Origin of the sequence: Mesorhizobium sp. B2-5-13, from assembly GCF_006440535.1 — a bacterium.
GTDB lineage: Bacteria > Pseudomonadota > Alphaproteobacteria > Rhizobiales > Rhizobiaceae > Mesorhizobium > Mesorhizobium salmacidum.
The window spans coordinates 481,922-499,332 of the sequence record NZ_VFUI01000002.1 but is presented as its reverse complement, the minus strand read 5'-3'; the positions used below and the strand labels follow the sequence as shown (position 1 = coordinate 499,332).

Sequence of the window (17,411 nt, the reverse complement as noted above, 5' to 3'; positions counted from 1 at the left end):
AGCAGCAGAGTCCCTATGAGCTTCCGCCTGTTTGACGCGCCCCTGCGCGAGCCAAGCCAGTTCGTCGGCTTTGCCGGCAACACGATCGACCGGCAATCCGAGAACCGCGCAGACGATTCGGTCGACAAGGCGCTGGCCGATCCGACGACGCGGCTGCTTTTGATGAATGGCGGCCGGCTCCACCTGAAACTGGCGGATGGCGGTTTCGACCCTTGGTACCGCGTCGCCGAGAGCGAGCCCTTCCGCCCTTCCTTCGACCAAAGTGTCCTGCTCGGGTTTTCCGAACAGGGGCCGGTGCTGGCGGTCTTGGCCGGCATCGATGCCGAACAGTTGCCTGAAACCGTCAAGGCGATCGATTACCGCTCGGTCTATATGCAAGGGCTGATCGACGAGGCCGCCGCCGGCGCGATGGCGCAAGGGGCGGCCCTGCTGGCCTGGCACGCCAGCCACCGCTTCTGCAGCAAATGCGGCACCGAATCGCAGATGCGGGCGGGTGGCTACAAACGCCATTGCCCCAATTGCGGCACCGAGCATTTTCCGCGCACCGACCCGGTGGCGATCATGCTGACGGCGACGCGGGAGAAATGCCTGCTCGGGCGCGGCCGGCATTTCGGGCCGGGCATGTATTCGGCGCTTGCCGGCTTCATCGAGCCGGGCGAGACGATCGAGGCGGCGGTGCGCCGCGAAACGCTGGAGGAAGCCGGAATACGGCTCGGCCGCGTCGTCTACCACGCCAGCCAACCCTGGCCGTTTCCCTATTCGCTGATGATCGGCTGCTTCGGCGAGCCGCTCAACGACGACATCCAGGCCGATCTCGACGAGTTGGAGGACTGCCGCTGGTTTTTGCGCGACGAGGTGCGCCTGATGCTGGACCGTGCGCACCCCCACGCCCTGGTCACGCCGCCGAAAGGCGCCATCGCGCATCACCTCATCCGTGCCTGGGTCGACAGCGAATTGTGAATATCGAAGTCATTGCAGGAGAGACAAATGATCCGTCACACCGTCGTCTTCACGCTGAAGCACCCGCCGCATTCGCTGGAGGAAAAGCGATTTCTCGTCGACGCCAGGAAAATCCTCTCGGCGATCCGGGGCGTCACGCATTTCGAGCAATTGCGGCAGATCAGCCCCAAGAACGATTATCGGTTCGGCTTCTCGATGGAGTTCGCCGACCAGGCCGCCTACACCAGGTACAACGACCATCCCGATCATGTCGCCTTCGTGCGCGACCGTTGGGTGCCGGAGGTCGGGACCTTCATGGAGATCGACTACGTGCCGCTGGGCTGGTAGCTCAATCCGCCACCTTCCACTGCTCGCGTGACTCGCTGGCCGGATAGACGCCGAGGATCCGCACTTCCCGCGAGAAGAAGCGAAGCTCGTCCAGCGCCAGCTTGACCAGCGGATCGTCGGGGTGGCCCTCGATGTCGGCGTAGAACAGCGTCGCAGTGAAGGCGCCGAGCTGATAGCTCTCCAGCTTGGTCATGTTGATGCCGTTGGTGGCAAAGCCGCCCATGGCCTTGTAGAGCGCGGCCGGCACGTTGCGGACGCGAAAGATGAAGGTCGTCATCATCTTGACGTCGGGTGCCGGGCGCTCGGCCCATTGCTTGCTCTTGGTCAGGACCACGAAGCGGGTGACGTTGCTGTCGGTGTCCTCGACATTCTCCTCGATGACGTCGAGCCCGTAGAGCGTCGCGGCCAGCGCCGGGGCCAGCGCGGCCATGGTGCGGTCCTTGACCTCGGAGACCATCTTGGCGGCGCCCGCCGTGTCCCCCGCGACTACTCCCTTCCAGCCGTTCTTGCGGATGTATTTGCGGCACTGGCCGAGGGCGTGGATGTGGGTGTGCACGGTCTTGATCTCGTCGCGCCTGACGCCGGGCAGCACCATCAGCTGGAAATGGATCGGCAGGAAATATTCGCCGACAATGTGCATCCTCGATTCCGGCAGAAGATGGTGGATGTCGGCGACGCGTCCGGCGATGGTGTTTTCGATCGGGATCATGGCGAGATCGGCCTTGCCGGTCTCGACGGCATTGAACGCGTCCTCGAAGGTCGGGCAAGGCAACGGCTCCATCGAGGGATAGACGTTGCGGCAGGCGGTGTCGGAATTGGCGCCCGGCTCGCCCTGGAAGGATATTCTGTTGGTCTTTTCAGGCATGCGGATATCTCAGTTTGAAAGAATTTCCCTGGCGCGTTCCAGGTCATGCGGCGTGTCGACGCCAAGCGGCAGCGACTGCACGATCTCGGCGTCGATGCGCATGCCGGCCTCCAGTGCCCGCAGCTGCTCCAGCCGCTCACGGCGCTCCAGCGGCGACGGCTTCAGCGCGACGAAACGCTCGAGCGCGGCGCGGCGATAGGCGTAGAGACCGACATGGTGATAGAGCGGCCCCTCGCCCCACGGTGCCGTGGCCCGGGTGAAATAGAGCGCCCGCAACCGCGTGCCGGAGAGCGGCGAGCCGACGATCTTGACGACGTTGGAATTGGTCTTTTCCTCCTCGCGGACGATCTCGACGCCGAGCGTGGCGATATCCACCGTGGCGTCCTCGAACGGCCTGAGCGAGGCGGCGATGATGGCGGGATCGATGGTTGGCAGGTCGCCCTGCACATTGACGATCGTTTCGACCTTGCCCAGGGGATCAAGAGCAACCAACGCCTCGTGGATGCGATCCGAGCCGGACTCATGATCCATGCGCGTCATCACCGCCTCGAAACCATGCGCGCGCACCGCCTCGGCCACGCTCTGCGTGTCGGTCGCCACCACCACCCGGCCAAGGCCGGCTTCGGCCGCGCGGCGGGCGACATGCACGATCATCGGCGCGCCTGATATATCGGCCAGCGGCTTGCCCGGCAGGCGGGTCGAGGCCATGCGGGCCGGTATCAGGATCAAGGTGGACATCGGTCTGGCAAGGCGTCCGAAACGAGGAGGGGAAAAGTGGCAAAAGGTCTCACTGGCAGCGTCCTTATAGGTGTTGCAACGCCCGAGCAAAAGACCTAGTTTCCGCCCGATTTGACCGGCTCTGGAGGGCAGGTCTCGATACCGACGGACGGAGTGGACGGATCAGTCCGCCGGAAAAGGGAGCAAGGGGCGAATGGATTCCAACGAAGTCAACAAACTGCTCGCCGGATTGCTCGGAACTGTCTTCGTCGTTTTCTCGGTCGGCCTGGTGTCGGACGCGCTGTTTGCCTCGCCCGCGCCGGAAAAGCCCGGCTTCGCCATCGAGGCGACCGAACCTGCCGAAGGCGGCGCGGCTGCGCCGGCAGCAGCCGAAAAGCCGATCGCCGACCTCCTGGCCAGTGCCAGCGTCGACCAGGGCGCTGCCATCTTCAAGAAGTGCCAGGCCTGCCATTCCGGCGAAAAGGGCGGCCCAAACAAGGTCGGCCCCGATCTTTGGGATCTCGTCGACCGCCCGGTCGCCGAGCATGAAGGCTTCGCGTATTCGGCCGGCATGAAGGAATTCTCCAAGGGCGGCTCCGAGAAGTGGACCTACGACAACATCAACCACTTCATCACTTCGCCGAAGAAATTCGTGAAGGGCACGGCGATGGGCTTTGCTGGCCTGCCGAAGGAAGAAGACCGCGCCAACGTCATCGCCTATCTGCGCACGCTGTCGGACAACCCCAAGCCGCTGCCGGCGCCGGGCGCCGCCGCGGACGCCTCCGCGCCCGCCAAGCCGGCCGATGGAGCCGCCCCGGCAAAGCCTGCGGCGCCTGCCGCTCCGGCAGCGCCTGCGCCGGCCGCACCGGCAAAATAACCGGAAATACCGTGGTCATCTTGAAAAAGCCGGGTTCTGCCCGGCTTTTTCGTTAGGGAAAACGCATGGTGCGGCGACAAAGCCGCGCATGGCGGTTTTCACGAGCGCCAAATCATCTAGATTGCGTCTGGATGATCCGCAGGCATGGCGAAGAGGATAGTGCATGACGGTTGGCCGAACGCTTCTAAGGTCGTTGCTGGCGGCGGCCCTGCTGGCGGCGGGGTTGCAGGCAACCCGGGCCGACGAGTGGCGGACCACCTCATCGCTGATCGGCGAATCCAAATACGGCGACAATTTCCAGCACTATGACTACGTCAATCCGAACGCGCCGAAGGGCGGCACGCTGAATTCGGTGCTGCTTGGCACCTATGACAGCTTCAATCCCTATATCGTCCAGGGATCGCCGGCGGCGGGTCTCGTCGGATACGGCGGCGGCCTGCTCTACGACACGCTGATGGAGCAGGCGACCGATGAGGGCAGCGTCAGCCATCCCCTGATCGCCGACGCCTACAAATACCCGGCTGACTATTCCTCGGCGACGTACCGGCTCGATCGGCGCGCCAAATGGCATGACGGCCAGCCGATCACCGTCGACGACGTGATCTGGTCGTTCAAGGTGCTGAAGGCGAACAGCCCGCAATACAGCCGCTATTTCGAGAACGTCACCGATGCGGTGGCAATCTCCGACCGCGAGGTCGAATTCCATTTCAACCAGAAGGGCAACCGCGAACTGCCCAAGATCATGGGCGACCTTGCCGTGCTGCCGAAACACTGGTGGGAAGGCACGGACGCCAGCGGCAAGAAGCGCGACGTCACCAGGCCGACGTTGGAAATCCCGCTCGGCTCGGCCGCCTACAAGATCGCCAGCTTCAAGCCGGGTTCGGAGATCGTCTGGCAGCGCGTACCGGACTATTGGGCGGCCAAGCTGCCGGTGAAGGTAGGCCGCGAGAATTTCGACACGCGCCGATACACCTACATCCTCGACGACAATGCCGCCTGGCTTGCCTTCACCAAGGGCGGGCTGGAAGACATCAACCGTGAATACAGTTCCCGCAAATGGGCGACGGCCTATAATTTCCCGGCCATCAAGGCCGGCGACGTCATCAAGAAGGATTTCCAAACCCACTCGCCACAGCCGATGCAGGGCTTTGCTCTCAACCAGAGGCGGCCGCTGTTCCAAGACCGGCTGGTCCGCGAAGCACTGACCATACCGTTCGATTTCGAAAGCATGAATCGTACGCTGTTCTTCGGTTTCAATACCCGAACATCAAGCTATTTCCAGGGTACCGAACTAGCATCCAGCGGATTGCCGCAGGGCAAGGAACTGGAAATCCTGGAAAAATACCGCGACAAGCTGCCGCCGGAACTCTTCACCCAGGAATTCAAGCTGCCTGTCTACGACTCTCCGCAAGCGGAGCGAAAGTACCTGAAGCAGGCCGTCGATCTCTTCGCCAAGGCCGGATGGGTCATCAAGGGCGGCAAGATGGTCAACGCCAAGACAGGCGCACCGTTCAAGTTCGAGATCCTCGGCTGGAATGACACAGACCAGGTGATCGCCAGCCCCTATATAGCCAATCTGCGCAAGATCGGCGTCGACGCTACTCTGCGCATCATCGACCAGACGCAGTACATCAACCGCGTCAACAACTTTGATTTCGATGTCGTGACGGGTCTGTTCGGCCAGTCGGATTCGCCCGGCAACGAGCAGCGCGATTTCTGGAGTTCCAAGGCGGCCGATGCGCCTGGTTCGCGCAACCTGATGGGCATCAAGGATCCAATCGTCGACGCGCTGGTCGATCGCATCATCTTCGCCACCGATCGCGATGATCTCGTCGCCGCCACACACGCACTCGACCGCGTCCTGCTGTGGAACTTCTATGTGGTGCCGCAATATTACCGTTCCGCGGTCTGGCTGGCCTATTGGAACAAGTTCAAGTTCCCCGACAAGCAGCCTGCCTATGTAGGCGCCGATATCGATTCCTGGTGGGTCGATCTCGACAAGGAAAAAGCGCTGGCGGCCAAATACAAGGGCGGCAATTGATGGGTAGAAGATCAATGGCGGTGTTGCCCCGCCGCGATTTTCTCGCCCTTGGCGCGGCTGCCACTGCCGCCGCCTTGCTGCCGCGCAAGGCTTTCGCCGATATTGCGACCGGCACCAAGCTGCACGGTCTGTCCGCCTTCGGCGATCTCAAATACAAGCCTGATTTCCCGCATTTCGACTATGTCAATGTCGACGCGCCTGTTGGCGGCATCTTCAATTTCTCGCCGCCGAATTGGGGCTACAATCAGGATACCCAGACCTTCAACACGCTGAACTCCTTCGCCAACAAGGGCGACGCGCCGCCGCGCATGGAGATGTGTTTCGACGCGCTGATGGTGCGGGCGCTCGACGAACCCGACGCGGTCTATGGCCAGATCGCGGATGGCGTGACGCTCTCCGACGACCGCAATGGCTTCACCTTCTCGCTTCGGCCCGAGGTGCGTTTCCATGACGGCACGCCGCTGACGGCGCAGGACGCAGCTTTCACCTTCAAGCTCTACAAGGAGAAGGGCCATCCCGACCTATCGCTGTCGCTGACGCATATGGTCGATGCCGTTGCCGTCGATGACCGCACGCTGCGGCTTACTTTTTCCGGCAAGCAATCCGCCCGCACCGTGCTCAACGTGGTGGAATTCCCGATCCTGTCCAAAGCCTTCTACACGGCAAATCCATTCGATTCCTCGCAATTGAACGCGCCGCTCGGCTCAGGTGCCTATAAGGTGGGGCGCCTTTCGGCCGGGGCGTGGATCGAATACGACCGGGTGGCGGACTATTGGGGCCGCGACCTTGCGGTCAATCGCGGCCAGAACAATTTCGACCGTATCCGCATCGAGTTCTACCAGAACCGCAACGCCGGATTCGAAGCCTTCAAGAAGGGTGAGATCACGTATCGCGAGGAATTCGTGTCACGCGTTTGGGCCACCGGCTATGACTTTCCGGCCTTGGCCGCCGGCAAGGTGATCAAGCACGAATTCCCGGCCGAGAAGCGGCCGTCCATGCAGGCCACGGCCGTCAACCAGCGGCGCGAGCAATTTCACGATCCCAGGGTGAGGCAGGCGATTGCGCTGTGCTTCGACTTCGAATGGACTCGCCGCAACTTCTTCTACGGCTCCTACGAGCGCTCGCAATCGTGCTTCGAGAAATCGGATTTTCGCGCCGAAGGGCTGCCCTCGCCGCAGGAACTCGCTTTGTTGGAGCCGCTGCGAAGCCATCTCCCGGCAGAGGTCTTCGGCAAGGCAGTGACCCAGCCCGCATCCGACGGCTCCGGCCGTGACCGCAAGCTGCTTGGCCAGGCGGCAAAGCTTCTGTCCGCGGCCGGCTGGAAACGGTCGGGTGACTTCGTTGTCAATGCCAAGGGTGGCAGGCTTTCGGCCGAGTTTATGGTCGACGACGATACCTTCGTTCAGGTCTATTCGCCCTGGGTCGCCAATATGAAGGCGATCGGCATCGACGCCACGATCCGGCTGGTCGATTCGGCGCAATACCAGGCGAGACAGGCGAGTTTCGACTTCGACCTCTTGTCTGCTGCTTTTTCGTTCAGCGCGACGCCAACTCGCGACGATCTCGAAGTCTTCTTCCATTCGAGCACCGCCGGCGTCTCCGGTTCCCGTAACTTGCCGGGTATCTCCGATCCCGCGGTCGACGCGCTGATCAACGCAGTGGGCGCGGCAAAGGACCGTGAAAACCTGACCGTGGCCATGCGTGCGCTCGACCGGGTCTTGCGCGCGCGATGCGATTGGATTCCTAGTTGGTTCCTGGCGAATCACCGCGTCGCCTATTGGGATATGTTCGGCTTTGTCGAGCAAAAGCCCGATTTCGGCTTTCCGGTCGAGACGCTGTGGTGGTTCGATAAGGGCAAGGCGGCAAAAATTGGCAAAGGCTGATATGTTCGCACGAGCAGGACGCATGGCCTGATGGGCGCCTATATACTGCGCCGTATCCTTTTGATGATCCCGACCCTGTTCGGCATCATGGCGATATCCTTCGCCGTCATCCAGTTCGCCCCAGGCGGCCCGGTCGAGCAGGTCATCGCCAAGCTGACCAACCAGGGCGGCAGCGACCGGCTCGGCGGTGGTGGCGGCGACGCGGGCGGCTCCAATTTCGATGCTGCCGGCGATGTCGGTTCGAAATATCGCGGTGCCCAGGGTCTCGACCCCGAATTCATCAAGAAGCTGGAGAAGCAGTTCGGCTTCGACAAGCCGCCGCTCGAACGCTTCGGCATGATGCTGTGGAATTACGCCAGGTTCGATTTCGGCAACAGCTATTTCCGCGATATTTCCGTGCTCGACCTGATACTTGAGAAGATGCCCGTTTCGATTTCGATCGGGCTCTGGATCACGTTGTTGTCCTATCTGATCTCGATCCCGCTCGGCATTCGCAAGGCTGTGAAGGACGGCAGCCCCTTCGACGTCTGGACCAGCGGCGTCGTCATTGTCGGCTATGCCATTCCGGGCTTCCTGTTCGGCATCCTTTTGATGGTGCTGTTTGCCGGCGGCTCGTTCTGGGACTGGTTCCCGTTGCGTGGCATCGTTTCCGACAATTGGGACCAGTTGTCCTGGCCGGCCAGGATTGCCGATTATTTCTGGCACATGACCTTGCCGCTGACGGCGCTGGTGCTGTCGGCCTTCGCCACGACGACGCTTTTGACCAAGAACTCGTTCCTGGAGGAAATCCGCAAGCAGTATGTGGTGACGGCGCGCGCCAAGGGCCTGTCGGAACGGCAGGTGCTTTACGGGCACGTCTTCCGCAACGCCATGCTGATCGTCATCGCCGGCTTCCCGGGCGCCTTCATCTCGGCCTTCTTCACCGGCTCGCTGCTGATCGAGAACATCTTTTCCCTCGACGGGCTCGGCCTGCTCGGCTTCCGGTCGGTGGTCGAGCGCGACTATCCCGTGGTGTTCGCCAATCTCTATATCTTCTCGCTGCTTGGACTGTTCGTCGGGCTCCTGTCCGACCTGATGTACACCTGGGTCGATCCGCGCATCGATTTCGAGCGGAGAGACGTCTGATGTCGGAGGCAAGCGTTACCGCCGGTCTCTTGCCGGAGCGGCTCCCACGCCCGTTCCTGTCGCCGCTCAACAAGCGTCGCCTGCAGAATTTCAAGGCCAACCGGCGCGGCTACTGGTCGCTGTGGATTTTCCTCGTTCTGTTCGTGCTGTCGCTGTTTGCCGAATTCATCGCCAACGACAAGCCGATCATCGCTTCCTACAAGGGCGAAATCCTTTTCCCGGTGATGGTCGCTTACCCCGAGGAAAAATTCGGCGGCTTCTATGCCGTCACTGACTATCGCGACCCGGTAATCCAGGACGAGATCAATGCCCATGGCTGGATGATCTGGCCGCCGATCCGCTATTCCTACCAGACCGTCAACAACGCCATTCCCGAAGCGGCACCCGCCAAGCCGTCGTGGGAATATGACGCCAAGACGCGCTGCAACCAATATCCACAAGGAGCCGATGACCCGGCCTGCAATGTCGGTAACTGGAACTGGCTCGGCACCGACGACCAGGCGCGCGACGTGCTGGCGCGCGTCATCTACGGTTTCCGCATTTCGGTGCTGTTCGGCCTGATCCTGACCGCGGGCTCGGCGCTGATCGGCGTCGGCGCCGGTGCGTTGCAGGGCTATTTCGGCGGCTGGACCGATCTGCTGTTCCAACGCTTCATCGAGATCTGGTCGGCGATTCCCGTGCTTTATCTGCTGCTCATCGTCGCTGCCATCCTGCCGCCGGGCTTCTTCATCCTGCTTGGCCTGATGCTGCTGTTCTCCTGGGTGGCGCTGGTAGGCGTGGTGCGAGCCGAGTTCCTGCGCGCCCGCAACTTCGAATATGTCAACGCGGCGCGCGCGCTCGGCGTGCGCAACCGCACCATCATGTTCCGGCACCTGCTGCCCAACGCGATGGTGGCGACATTGACCTTCCTGCCCTTTTTGCTGAGCGGATCGATCTCGACGCTGACCTCGCTCGACTATCTCGGCTTCGGCCTGCCGCCCGGCTCCGCCTCGCTCGGCGAACTGCTCAAGCAGGCGCAGCGCAACCTCAACGCGCCTTGGCTCGGCATATCCGGCTTCGTCGTCATCTCGCTGATGCTGTCGCTGCTGGTCTTTGTCGGCGAGGCGACGCGCGACGCCTTCGATCCGCGCAAGACGTTCAAATGAGCGACGCCCCCTTGCTCAGCGTCCAGGACCTCAGCGTCGCCTTCAGCCAGGACGGCGGCCAGTCTGTCGCCGTCGACCATATCTCGTTCGACATCGCCAGGGGCGAGACGGTGGCGCTTGTCGGCGAATCCGGCTCCGGCAAATCGGTCTCTGCGCTATCGGTGCTGAAGCTGCTGCCCTACCCCAGCGCCAGCCACCCATCGGGCAAGATCCTGTTCCAGGGCGCCGACCTGCTGGCCATGAGCGAGAAGCAATTGCGGCAGGTGCGCGGCAACAAGATCACCATGATCTTCCAGGAGCCGATGACCTCGCTCAATCCGTTGCACACGATCGAGCACCAGATCGTCGAGATCCTGAAGCTGCATCAAGGCATGAGCGACCGTCCGGCCAAGGCGCGCACGCTGGCCCTGCTGAAAGAGGTCGGCATCCGCGATCCGGAAAAACGGCTCGATGCCTATCCGCACCAGCTTTCGGGCGGCCAGCGCCAACGCGTCATGATCGCCATGGCGCTCGCCAACGAGCCGGAACTGTTGATCGCCGACGAGCCGACGACGGCGCTCGACGTCACTGTTCAGGCACAGATCCTCGAACTGCTCGCGGGCCTCAAAAGCCGCAAGGGCATGTCGATGCTGTTCATCACTCATGACCTCGGCATCGTACGCAAGATCGCCGATCGGGTCTGCGTGATGACCAAGGGCAAGATCGTCGAGACCGGACCGACCAAGGACATCTTCACTAGCCCGCAGCACCCCTATACGCGTCATCTTCTGGCCGCCGAGCCGAAAGGCAAGCCACCAGCCGCCAATGCCGAAGCCAAGGCTGTCATGACCGGCAAGGACATCAAGGTCTGGTTTCCGATCAAGCAGGGCTTCTTCCGGCGCACTGTCGATCATGTGAAGGCGGTCGACGGCATCGACGTCACGGTGCGCGCCGGCCAGACGCTGGGCGTGGTCGGAGAATCCGGCTCCGGCAAGACCACGCTCGGCCTGGCGCTGGCGCGCATGATCTCGTCGACCGGAACCATCAAGTTCAACGGCCGCGACATCAACCAGCTCACCTTCAACGCCATGCGGCCGCTCAGGCGCGAACTGCAGATCGTCTTCCAGGACCCGTTCGGTTCGCTCAGCCCGCGCATGTCGATCGCCGAGATCATCGAGGAAGGCCTGAAGATCCACGAGCCGAAGCTGTCGCCCGACGAGCGCGATGACAAGGTGGCCGCCGTGCTGAAGGAAGTCGGCCTCGACCCGGCGACCCGAAACCGCTATCCGCACGAATTTTCCGGTGGCCAGCGCCAGCGTGTCGCCATCGCGCGCGCCATGGTGCTCAACCCGCGCTTCGTCATGCTGGACGAGCCAACATCGGCGCTCGACATGAGCGTGCAGGCGCAGGTCGTCGATCTCCTGCGCAATTTGCAGGCCAAGCACGACCTCGCCTATCTCTTCATCAGCCATGACCTCAAGGTCATCCGGGCGCTGGCCAATGACGTCATCGTCATGCGCAACGGCCAGATCGTCGAAGCCGGCCCTTCCGAACAGATTTTTGGAAATCCGCAAACCGACTATACTCGGGCGCTGATCTCGGCCGCCTTCAAGATCGAGACGGCGCCGACAGGCGTGGTCAGCGAGTGATCCCTATAAGGAAGGACTGAACGAACCGCGATGGAAAAAGGCCGTATCCTGCTTGCCGTCACCGGCTTTCATCCGCAGCGCTGGCGCGACCTGTTGTCGGCCGAGCGCGAGGTGGTGCTGGAGCCGGACGGCGCCAAGGATCCCTCGATCACCTATGCGGTGGTCTGGAAGCACAAGCCCAACCTGATGTCGTCGCTGCCCAATCTGCGCGCCATCTTCTCGATCGGCGCCGGCGTCGATCATATCTTCGCCGATCCCGGCCTGCCCGACGTGCCGATCGTCAAGGTCGTCGCCCACAACCTCACGCAGTACATGACCGAGTACGTCGTCTGGCGGGTGCTCGACCATCATCGGCAGGGCCTGCTCTACAGGTCGCAGCAACTGAAGAATATCTGGCACGAACCGCAACAGAGGCCGGCCGGCGACATTTCCGTCGGCATCATGGGTCTCGGCAGTCTCGGCCGGGCCGCGGCCTCGGTACTTCTGTCGCTCGGCTTCGCGGTCAATGGCTGGTCGCGCACCGACCGGCCGATGAACGGGGTGGCCACCTATTCCGGCGAAGCAGGCCTGATCCCGTTCCTCAATGCCACCGACATTCTGGTGGTGCTTCTGCCGTTGACGCCGGATACGCAAGGCATCATCAATTACGGCGTGCTGAAGGAGTTGCGCAAGCGCAACGGGCTTGGCGGCTCGGTGCTGATCAACGCCGGGCGTGGGCGCCTGCAGAAGGACGCCGACATCGTGCGGGCATTGGACGACGGCACGCTGAAGGAAGCGAGCCTCGACGTGTTCGAGGTCGAACCGCTGCCGAAGACCAGTCCGCTGTGGCGCCATCCGAAAGTGTTCGTGACGCCGCATGCCGCGGCGACCTCCGATCCCGTGCACCTGGCGCCGATCATGCTGCGCCAGATGGACGCTTTCGAGCGCGGCGAGAAGCTCGACAATCTGGTGGACCGCAAGGCGGGATATTAACCAGGCGTGGCCACGGCGATGTGGTGGATCATGTCCCATTTGATGCTGTCGCGCCCGCCTTCCAAGCCACCGCGCCTCGCCCTCTCGAACAGGGTTCGCCTGAAATAACGCAGCAGACTTGCCGAAGTGGAGATGTCCAGCAGGATCAATCCCGTCGCGCGCTGGAAGCGTTGCGGCATGCAGACCGAGTAGTTTCCGTCCATCACCCACCGCTCACCGGCGATCGCGGCGTCATGCAAGGCAATGAACTCGTCCCTCGGACGCTGCTCCCAATCCGTGTTGGGCAGATGAAAGAGCAGATCGAGATGGATAGGCGTCAGGCCACGCTTGCGCGCGATAGCGTCGGCAAGCGTCGACTTGCCGCTGTTGGACGGCCCCAAAATGCAGATGCGATCGCCGAGGTCCGAGAGGTTCACCGGATGGATCCTAGCAAGATGGACGATTGGTCATCAGCCGGGTAGAGCGAACTTCTTCTGCTTGTCCGGCTTGCCGCAGTCGCGGCGGCCGATGGACCGGTTCATGGCATCGATTTCGCCTGACGCCTTGTCGCTGTCGCGCTGCGCCTTGGAGCGCATGTCGGGCGTGAACGGGCCGAATCCCATGGCGGGATTGGAGAAGGTCGGCTTGGCGGTGGTCGGGAGATTATATTGCTGCGCCAATCCGTTGCGCTGCGCCAGCAACTGATCGCATGGCACGCTGTCATATTGCAGCGAGGATTCGATGTTGGCGTCCTGCCGCTCGGACGCTGAATTGCCGACGCAGCCGGCGGTTGCCAGGCAAGACGCCAAGATCATCATGTTCCAGCGCATCGAAGTGCTCCTCCTGATATCCCGCCCTGATGCGACCAGATCGCAAATATCAATCGCGCACGCAAATCGGACTTTTTCGCAGCAGTACAAAGCAGTGTCGGAATCACCGCCGTGAGTATCATCAGACTTCAAGCCGCGTGCGCCTTCCGTGCCACGACGGCCAGCCCTTTGACGGACTCGCGGCGATCCTGGCGGATGCTTGTTGGCTCCAACGCCACGATCGAGAGGCCGTTGGCCTCGAGGGTCCGCCTGACATAGCCATCCGAATGGGCATAGCGCCGCGACGGCTGCAGTGCCAAGTCGCCGCCATCCGCCAGGCTCTCGACGGAAAAGGCGAACAAGCCGTCCTGGGCGAGCAGGCCGGCGACCGTTCCCACAAAACCTTCGAGCCCGCCGATGTAGATCAGCACATCGGCCGACGTCACCAGATCGGCCTTGTCGCCCGAATAAGAAAAATCCTGCAAATCCGCTTTTGTCAGCGCGTCATAGATATTTTTTGCCCGCGCTTTCCTCAGCATCCTTGCCGAAATATCGACGCCCTCCAGCCGGTCGACGATCGGCCTCAGCCTCTCGCCCATCAGTCCGGTGCCGCAGCCCAGGTCGAGCGCCAGGCGGAAGCGGCCCGGCCTTGCCTTGCGGATGGCGGCGTCGAGCACCTCGGGCAGCCGGTAGTCGAGCTTACCGACCAGCATCTCCTCGAACGTCTCGGCATAGTGGTCGAACAGCGTCTCGACAAAGGCGCTGGGCGGCGCCATTGAGGCCGGACCCTTGCCGATCAGATGCAGTTTGAGAGCCGCGCCCTGACGATCGGCCGGATCGAGTTTCATCGACGTCGTCCAGGCTTGCGCCGCCAGATCGAGCCTGCCTGACGCCTCCTGGATCTCGCCGAGCCGAAACCAGCCCATTGCCCATTGCGGCGCCAGTTCCAGCGCGCCGAGCAGCAACTCGGCTGCGGCAGTGTGATCACCGGAGGCAAAGAGCATTTCGGCATAATCTGCACGGCGATCGGCGTTCGGGTCGCCCGACGAGGTCTGAAGCGGTTTCATGATGATGGTTCCACCGGCGGGGTAGGCGGCCGACCATCTCTGTAGAGCAAAGCATGCCGAAGCTGAACCGAATTGAGCGGGCTTTGCCGGGGAGTCAGCAGTCTCGGGCAACAGGCTTCCCGCGGCGGAATTATATCCTATCTTGGCATCATGCGCGCCAGCGACCTGCTTCATCCCCGGCCCGAAGGCCTCTATTGCCCGCCGGGAGATTTCTTCATCGACCCGGTGCGACCGGTGAACCGGGCGCTGATCACGCACGGCCATTCCGACCATGCGCGTTCCGGCCACGGCTCGGTGCTTGCGACGCAGCAGACGCTCGACATCATGGGGCTGCGCTATGGCGAGGACTTTGCCGGGACGACGCAGGCAGCTGCGTTCGGCGAGACGATTGCCATCGACGGCGTCGATGTCAGCTTTCATCCGGCCGGCCATGTGCTGGGCTCAGCGCAGATATCGGTCGAGCACCAGGGCAGGCGCATCGTCGCCTCCGGCGACTACAAGCGGCAGAAGGACGCGACCTGCGCGCCGTTCGAGCCGATCGCCTGCGACATCTTCATAACCGAGGCGACTTTCGGCCTGCCGGTGTTTCGCCATCCGCCCGACACGGAAGAGATCGCCCGCCTCTTGAAATCGGCGGCGCAATTCCCGGAGCGTTCGCATCTGGTCGGGGCCTACGCACTGGGCAAGGCGCAGCGGGTGATGCGGCTGCTGCGCGACGCCGGCTACGACAAGCCGCTCTACATCCATGGCGCGCTGGCCAGGCTCAGCGAATATTATCAGAGCCAGGGTATCGATCTCGGCGAACTCGAGCCGGCGACGGTGGAGAGCGGCGGCAAGCAGGATTTCGCCGGCGCCATCGTGGTCGGCCCGCCATCGGCCTTCGCCGACCGCTGGGCGCGGCGCTTTCCCGATCCGATCTCGTGCTTCGCGTCGGGCTGGATGCGCATCCGCCAGCGCGCCAAGCAAGGCGGCGTCGAGCTGCCGCTGATCATCTCGGACCATGCCGACTGGGACGAACTGATCATCACCATCAAGGAGACCGGCGCCGAGGAAATCTGGGTCACGCACGGCCGCGAGGAAGCGCTGGTGCGCTGGTGCGAGTTGGAAGGCATCGCCGCACGGCCGCTGCATCTGGTGGGCTATGAGGACGAGGGCGATTGATGGCAATTGCTGATCCGCTAATCACCGGCGCCGCGATCCTTCCCACCCCCCTCTGGCCTGCCGGCCATCTCCCCCGCAAGGGGGGAGATTGGCAGCTTCGACGCTGCGCTCATTCCTGCGACTTTGGAGATTGGCGAAAGCTGTCAGAACATCCGATCTCCCCCTTGGAGGGGGAGATGTCCGGCAGGACAGAGGGGGGCGCCTCGCGCAGACCTCTCCCCTTCGTGCGGTCTTCATCGCCATGAACCGCTTCGCCGAACTTCTCGACCGCCTAGTGCTGACGCCGTCGCGCAACGGCAAGCTGACGCTTTTGACCGATTATTTCCGCAGCGTCGAGGATCCCGATCGCGGCCTGGCGCTGGCGGCCATCACCGGCGATCTCAGGATCGCCGCGGTCAAGCCGGCCATGCTGCGCACGCTGGTCATCGAACGCATGGACCCGGTGCTGTTCGGCTATTCCTACGACTATGTCGGCGATCTCGCCGAGACGGTGTCGCTGGTCTGGCCGCAAACGCCTGGCAGGATCGCGAACCGCGAGCCGACGCTTGGCGAGGTGGTGGCCAAGCTGCAGGCGGCAAGCCGCTCCGACGGACCGAAGGTGCTGACAGGGCTGCTCGACAGCGCCGGCATCTCGGCGCGCTTTGCCATCATCAAGCTGGTGACCGGCGGCCTGCGCATCGGCGTCTCGGCGCGGCTGGCCAAACAGGCGCTGGCCGATTTCGGCAAAGTCGACGTCGCCGAGATCGAGGAGCTCTGGCATGGGCTGTCGCCGCCCTACACGGCGCTGTTCGCCTGGCTGGAAGGCAAGGCCGAAAAACCGCGCAACACGGCGATGGCGCTATTCCGCCCGGTCATGCTATCGAATCCGATCGGCGACGGCGACCTCGAAAAGCTCGATCCGGTGGACTATGCGGCCGAGTGGAAATGGGACGGGATCCGCGTCCAGGCGGTGGCCGAAGGCGGCATCCGCAGGCTCTATTCGCGCACCGGCGACGATGTCTCGGGCGCCTTTCCAGATCTCGCCGACGCCATGCATTTTTCCGCGACGCTCGATGGCGAGTTGCTGGTCGGCGATCCGCGAGAGGCGACGGGAACCTTCTCGGACCTGCAGCAGCGGCTGAACCGCAAGACGGTGACGCCGAAGATGCAGCAGCAGTATCCGGCCTTCATGCGCTGTTACGATCTGCTGCAGATCGGCGCGGAGGACCTGCGCGGACTGTCCTTCCGCGAGCGGCGCGGCCGTCTCGAAGCCTTCATCGGGACGCTCGATCCCAGCCGCTTCGATCTCTCCCCCTTCGTCGAGTTCACGGACTGGCAGGCGCTCGAGGACCTGCGTCGTACGCCGCCGCATCCGATCATCGAAGGCGTGATGCTGAAGCGCTGGGATTCGCCCTATGTCGCGGGCCGGCCGAAGGGTCCGTGGTTCAAATGGAAGCGCGATCCGCACACGGTGGACGCCGTGCTGATGTATGCCCAGCGCGGCCACGGCAAGCGCTCGAGCTTCTATTCCGACTATACATTCGGCGTCTGGTCCGGAGCCGAGGGCGCGGAGGAACTGGTGCCGGTCGGCAAGGCCTATTTCGGTTTTACCGACGAGGAACTGAGGCAGATCGACAAATATGTCCGCGACAACACGGTCGAGCGCTTTGGGCCGGTGCGCTCGGTGCGCGCCGACCGCGACAACGGCCTGGTGCTGGAAGTCGCCTTCGAGGGGCTCAACCGCTCGACCCGGCACAAATCGGGCGTCGCCATGCGTTTCCCCAGGATTTCACGGCTGCGCTGGGACAAGCCGGCCAACGAGGCCGACCGCATAGAAACACTGCAGGCGCTGCTCGACCGCTAGGAGCGGCCGATA

At 62.9% G+C, this 17,411-nt stretch carries 15 protein-coding genes and 1 pseudogene; 11 read left to right on the top strand and 5 right to left on the bottom strand.

Annotated elements, in window-relative coordinates; genetic code table 11:
* The first annotated feature begins 15 nt into the window (after positions 1 to 15).
* Both nudC and FJ434_RS05625 read left to right on the top strand, forming a co-directional pair.
* On the top strand, positions 16 to 960 hold the full coding sequence (nudC, locus tag FJ434_RS05630) for an NAD(+) diphosphatase (RefSeq protein WP_140507714.1): 945 nt from the start codon (positions 16 to 18) through the stop codon (positions 958 to 960).
* A 27-nt stretch (positions 961 to 987) separates the two neighbouring features.
* Positions 988 to 1,287, top strand: coding sequence for a Dabb family protein (locus FJ434_RS05625; protein ID WP_140746451.1), 300 nt, complete (start codon positions 988 to 990; stop codon positions 1,285 to 1,287).
* Position 1,288: 1 nt separating this feature from the next.
* On the opposite strand, the gene FJ434_RS05620 is transcribed toward FJ434_RS05625, so the two are convergent.
* Together FJ434_RS05620 and FJ434_RS05615 are read right to left on the bottom strand one after the other, a co-directional pair.
* Entirely contained in the window at positions 1,289 to 2,152 is an 864-nt protein-coding gene (locus FJ434_RS05620; protein WP_140507718.1) for a prephenate dehydratase, read from the bottom strand.
* A 9-nt stretch (positions 2,153 to 2,161) separates the two neighbouring features.
* Positions 2,162 to 2,890 (bottom strand): 3-deoxy-manno-octulosonate cytidylyltransferase, encoded by a 729-nt coding sequence (locus FJ434_RS05615; protein WP_140746448.1) that lies wholly within the window; start codon positions 2,888 to 2,890, stop codon positions 2,162 to 2,164.
* Between the two features lie 193 nt (positions 2,891 to 3,083).
* On the opposite strand from FJ434_RS05615, the gene FJ434_RS05610 reads away from it, so the two are divergent.
* The 7 genes from FJ434_RS05610 (at position 3,084) to FJ434_RS05580 (ending at position 12,540) form a co-directional block, all read left to right on the top strand.
* Positions 3,084 to 3,746, top strand: a complete 663-nt coding sequence (locus tag FJ434_RS05610) for a cytochrome c family protein (protein ID WP_140716056.1) — start codon at positions 3,084 to 3,086, stop codon at positions 3,744 to 3,746.
* 163 nt (positions 3,747 to 3,909) lie between these two features.
* Positions 3,910 to 5,787 (top strand): extracellular solute-binding protein, encoded by a 1,878-nt coding sequence (locus tag FJ434_RS05605; RefSeq protein ID WP_140746445.1) that lies wholly within the window; start codon positions 3,910 to 3,912, stop codon positions 5,785 to 5,787.
* Between the two features lie 14 nt (positions 5,788 to 5,801).
* Positions 5,802 to 7,670, top strand: a complete 1,869-nt coding sequence (locus tag FJ434_RS05600) for an extracellular solute-binding protein (protein ID WP_140746634.1) — start codon at positions 5,802 to 5,804, stop codon at positions 7,668 to 7,670.
* Between the two features lie 30 nt (positions 7,671 to 7,700).
* The gene (locus FJ434_RS05595) at positions 7,701 to 8,795 is read left to right on the top strand and encodes a microcin C ABC transporter permease YejB (protein WP_027142081.1); all 1,095 of its coding nucleotides are present in this window, start codon (positions 7,701 to 7,703) and stop codon (positions 8,793 to 8,795) included.
* Positions 8,795 to 9,940, top strand: coding sequence for an ABC transporter permease (locus tag FJ434_RS05590; RefSeq protein WP_140746442.1), 1,146 nt, complete (start codon positions 8,795 to 8,797; stop codon positions 9,938 to 9,940). The genes FJ434_RS05595 and FJ434_RS05590 overlap by 1 nt, the downstream gene beginning before the upstream one ends.
* A complete protein-coding gene (locus FJ434_RS05585) occupies positions 9,937 to 11,568 on the top strand; it encodes an ABC transporter ATP-binding protein (protein ID WP_140746439.1) in 1,632 nt (543 codons plus the stop codon). The genes FJ434_RS05590 and FJ434_RS05585 overlap by 4 nt, the downstream gene beginning before the upstream one ends.
* A 30-nt stretch (positions 11,569 to 11,598) precedes the next feature.
* A complete protein-coding gene (locus FJ434_RS05580) occupies positions 11,599 to 12,540 on the top strand; it encodes a glyoxylate/hydroxypyruvate reductase A (RefSeq protein ID WP_140746436.1) in 942 nt (313 codons plus the stop codon).
* A gap of 2 nt (positions 12,541 to 12,542) precedes the next feature.
* Here the strand turns inward: FJ434_RS05580 and FJ434_RS05575 are convergent.
* From FJ434_RS05575 to FJ434_RS05565, 3 genes and pseudogenes are all read right to left on the bottom strand, one after another.
* Positions 12,543 to 12,956, bottom strand: a pseudogene (locus FJ434_RS05575) (AAA family ATPase); the annotation flags it as partial.
* Between the two features lie 33 nt (positions 12,957 to 12,989).
* Positions 12,990 to 13,349 (bottom strand): hypothetical protein, encoded by a 360-nt coding sequence (locus FJ434_RS05570; RefSeq protein ID WP_140746433.1) that lies wholly within the window; start codon positions 13,347 to 13,349, stop codon positions 12,990 to 12,992.
* A gap of 128 nt (positions 13,350 to 13,477) precedes the next feature.
* Positions 13,478 to 14,395, bottom strand: a complete 918-nt coding sequence (locus FJ434_RS05565; protein WP_140746430.1) for a methyltransferase domain-containing protein — start codon at positions 14,393 to 14,395, stop codon at positions 13,478 to 13,480.
* A gap of 150 nt (positions 14,396 to 14,545) precedes the next feature.
* Between FJ434_RS05565 and FJ434_RS05560 the strand changes: the two genes are divergently transcribed.
* Together FJ434_RS05560 and FJ434_RS05550 are read left to right on the top strand one after the other, a co-directional pair.
* Complete coding sequence (locus FJ434_RS05560) at positions 14,546 to 15,556, top strand: ligase-associated DNA damage response exonuclease (protein WP_140746427.1); 1,011 nt, start codon at positions 14,546 to 14,548, stop codon at positions 15,554 to 15,556.
* Positions 15,557 to 15,797: 241 nt separating this feature from the next.
* Entirely contained in the window at positions 15,798 to 17,399 is a 1,602-nt protein-coding gene (locus tag FJ434_RS05550; RefSeq protein WP_140746424.1) for a cisplatin damage response ATP-dependent DNA ligase, read from the top strand.
* Positions 17,400 to 17,411: the final 12 nt, after the last annotated feature.

Excerpts from the sequence above, each read along its gene's own strand:
- nudC (WP_140507714.1), top strand. The coding sequence starts at position 16 with ATGAGCTTCCGCCTGTTTGACGCGCCCCTGCGCGAGCCAAGCCAGTTC.
- FJ434_RS05625 (WP_140746451.1), top strand. The coding sequence starts at position 988 with ATGATCCGTCACACCGTCGTCTTCACGCTGAAGCACCCGCCGCATTCG.
- FJ434_RS05620 (WP_140507718.1), bottom strand. The coding sequence starts at position 2,152 with ATGCCTGAAAAGACCAACAGAATATCCTTCCAGGGCGAGCCGGGCGCC.
- FJ434_RS05615 (WP_140746448.1), bottom strand. The coding sequence starts at position 2,890 with ATGTCCACCTTGATCCTGATACCGGCCCGCATGGCCTCGACCCGCCTG.
- FJ434_RS05610 (WP_140716056.1), top strand. The coding sequence starts at position 3,084 with ATGGATTCCAACGAAGTCAACAAACTGCTCGCCGGATTGCTCGGAACT.
- FJ434_RS05605 (WP_140746445.1), top strand. The coding sequence starts at position 3,910 with ATGACGGTTGGCCGAACGCTTCTAAGGTCGTTGCTGGCGGCGGCCCTG.
- FJ434_RS05600 (WP_140746634.1), top strand. The coding sequence starts at position 5,802 with ATGGCGGTGTTGCCCCGCCGCGATTTTCTCGCCCTTGGCGCGGCTGCC.
- FJ434_RS05595 (WP_027142081.1), top strand. The coding sequence starts at position 7,701 with ATGGGCGCCTATATACTGCGCCGTATCCTTTTGATGATCCCGACCCTG.
- FJ434_RS05590 (WP_140746442.1), top strand. The coding sequence starts at position 8,795 with ATGTCGGAGGCAAGCGTTACCGCCGGTCTCTTGCCGGAGCGGCTCCCA.
- FJ434_RS05585 (WP_140746439.1), top strand. The coding sequence starts at position 9,937 with ATGAGCGACGCCCCCTTGCTCAGCGTCCAGGACCTCAGCGTCGCCTTC.
- FJ434_RS05580 (WP_140746436.1), top strand. The coding sequence starts at position 11,599 with ATGGAAAAAGGCCGTATCCTGCTTGCCGTCACCGGCTTTCATCCGCAG.
- FJ434_RS05570 (WP_140746433.1), bottom strand. The coding sequence starts at position 13,349 with ATGCGCTGGAACATGATGATCTTGGCGTCTTGCCTGGCAACCGCCGGC.
- FJ434_RS05565 (WP_140746430.1), bottom strand. The coding sequence starts at position 14,395 with ATGAAACCGCTTCAGACCTCGTCGGGCGACCCGAACGCCGATCGCCGT.
- FJ434_RS05560 (WP_140746427.1), top strand. The coding sequence starts at position 14,546 with ATGCGCGCCAGCGACCTGCTTCATCCCCGGCCCGAAGGCCTCTATTGC.
- FJ434_RS05550 (WP_140746424.1), top strand. The coding sequence starts at position 15,798 with ATGAACCGCTTCGCCGAACTTCTCGACCGCCTAGTGCTGACGCCGTCG.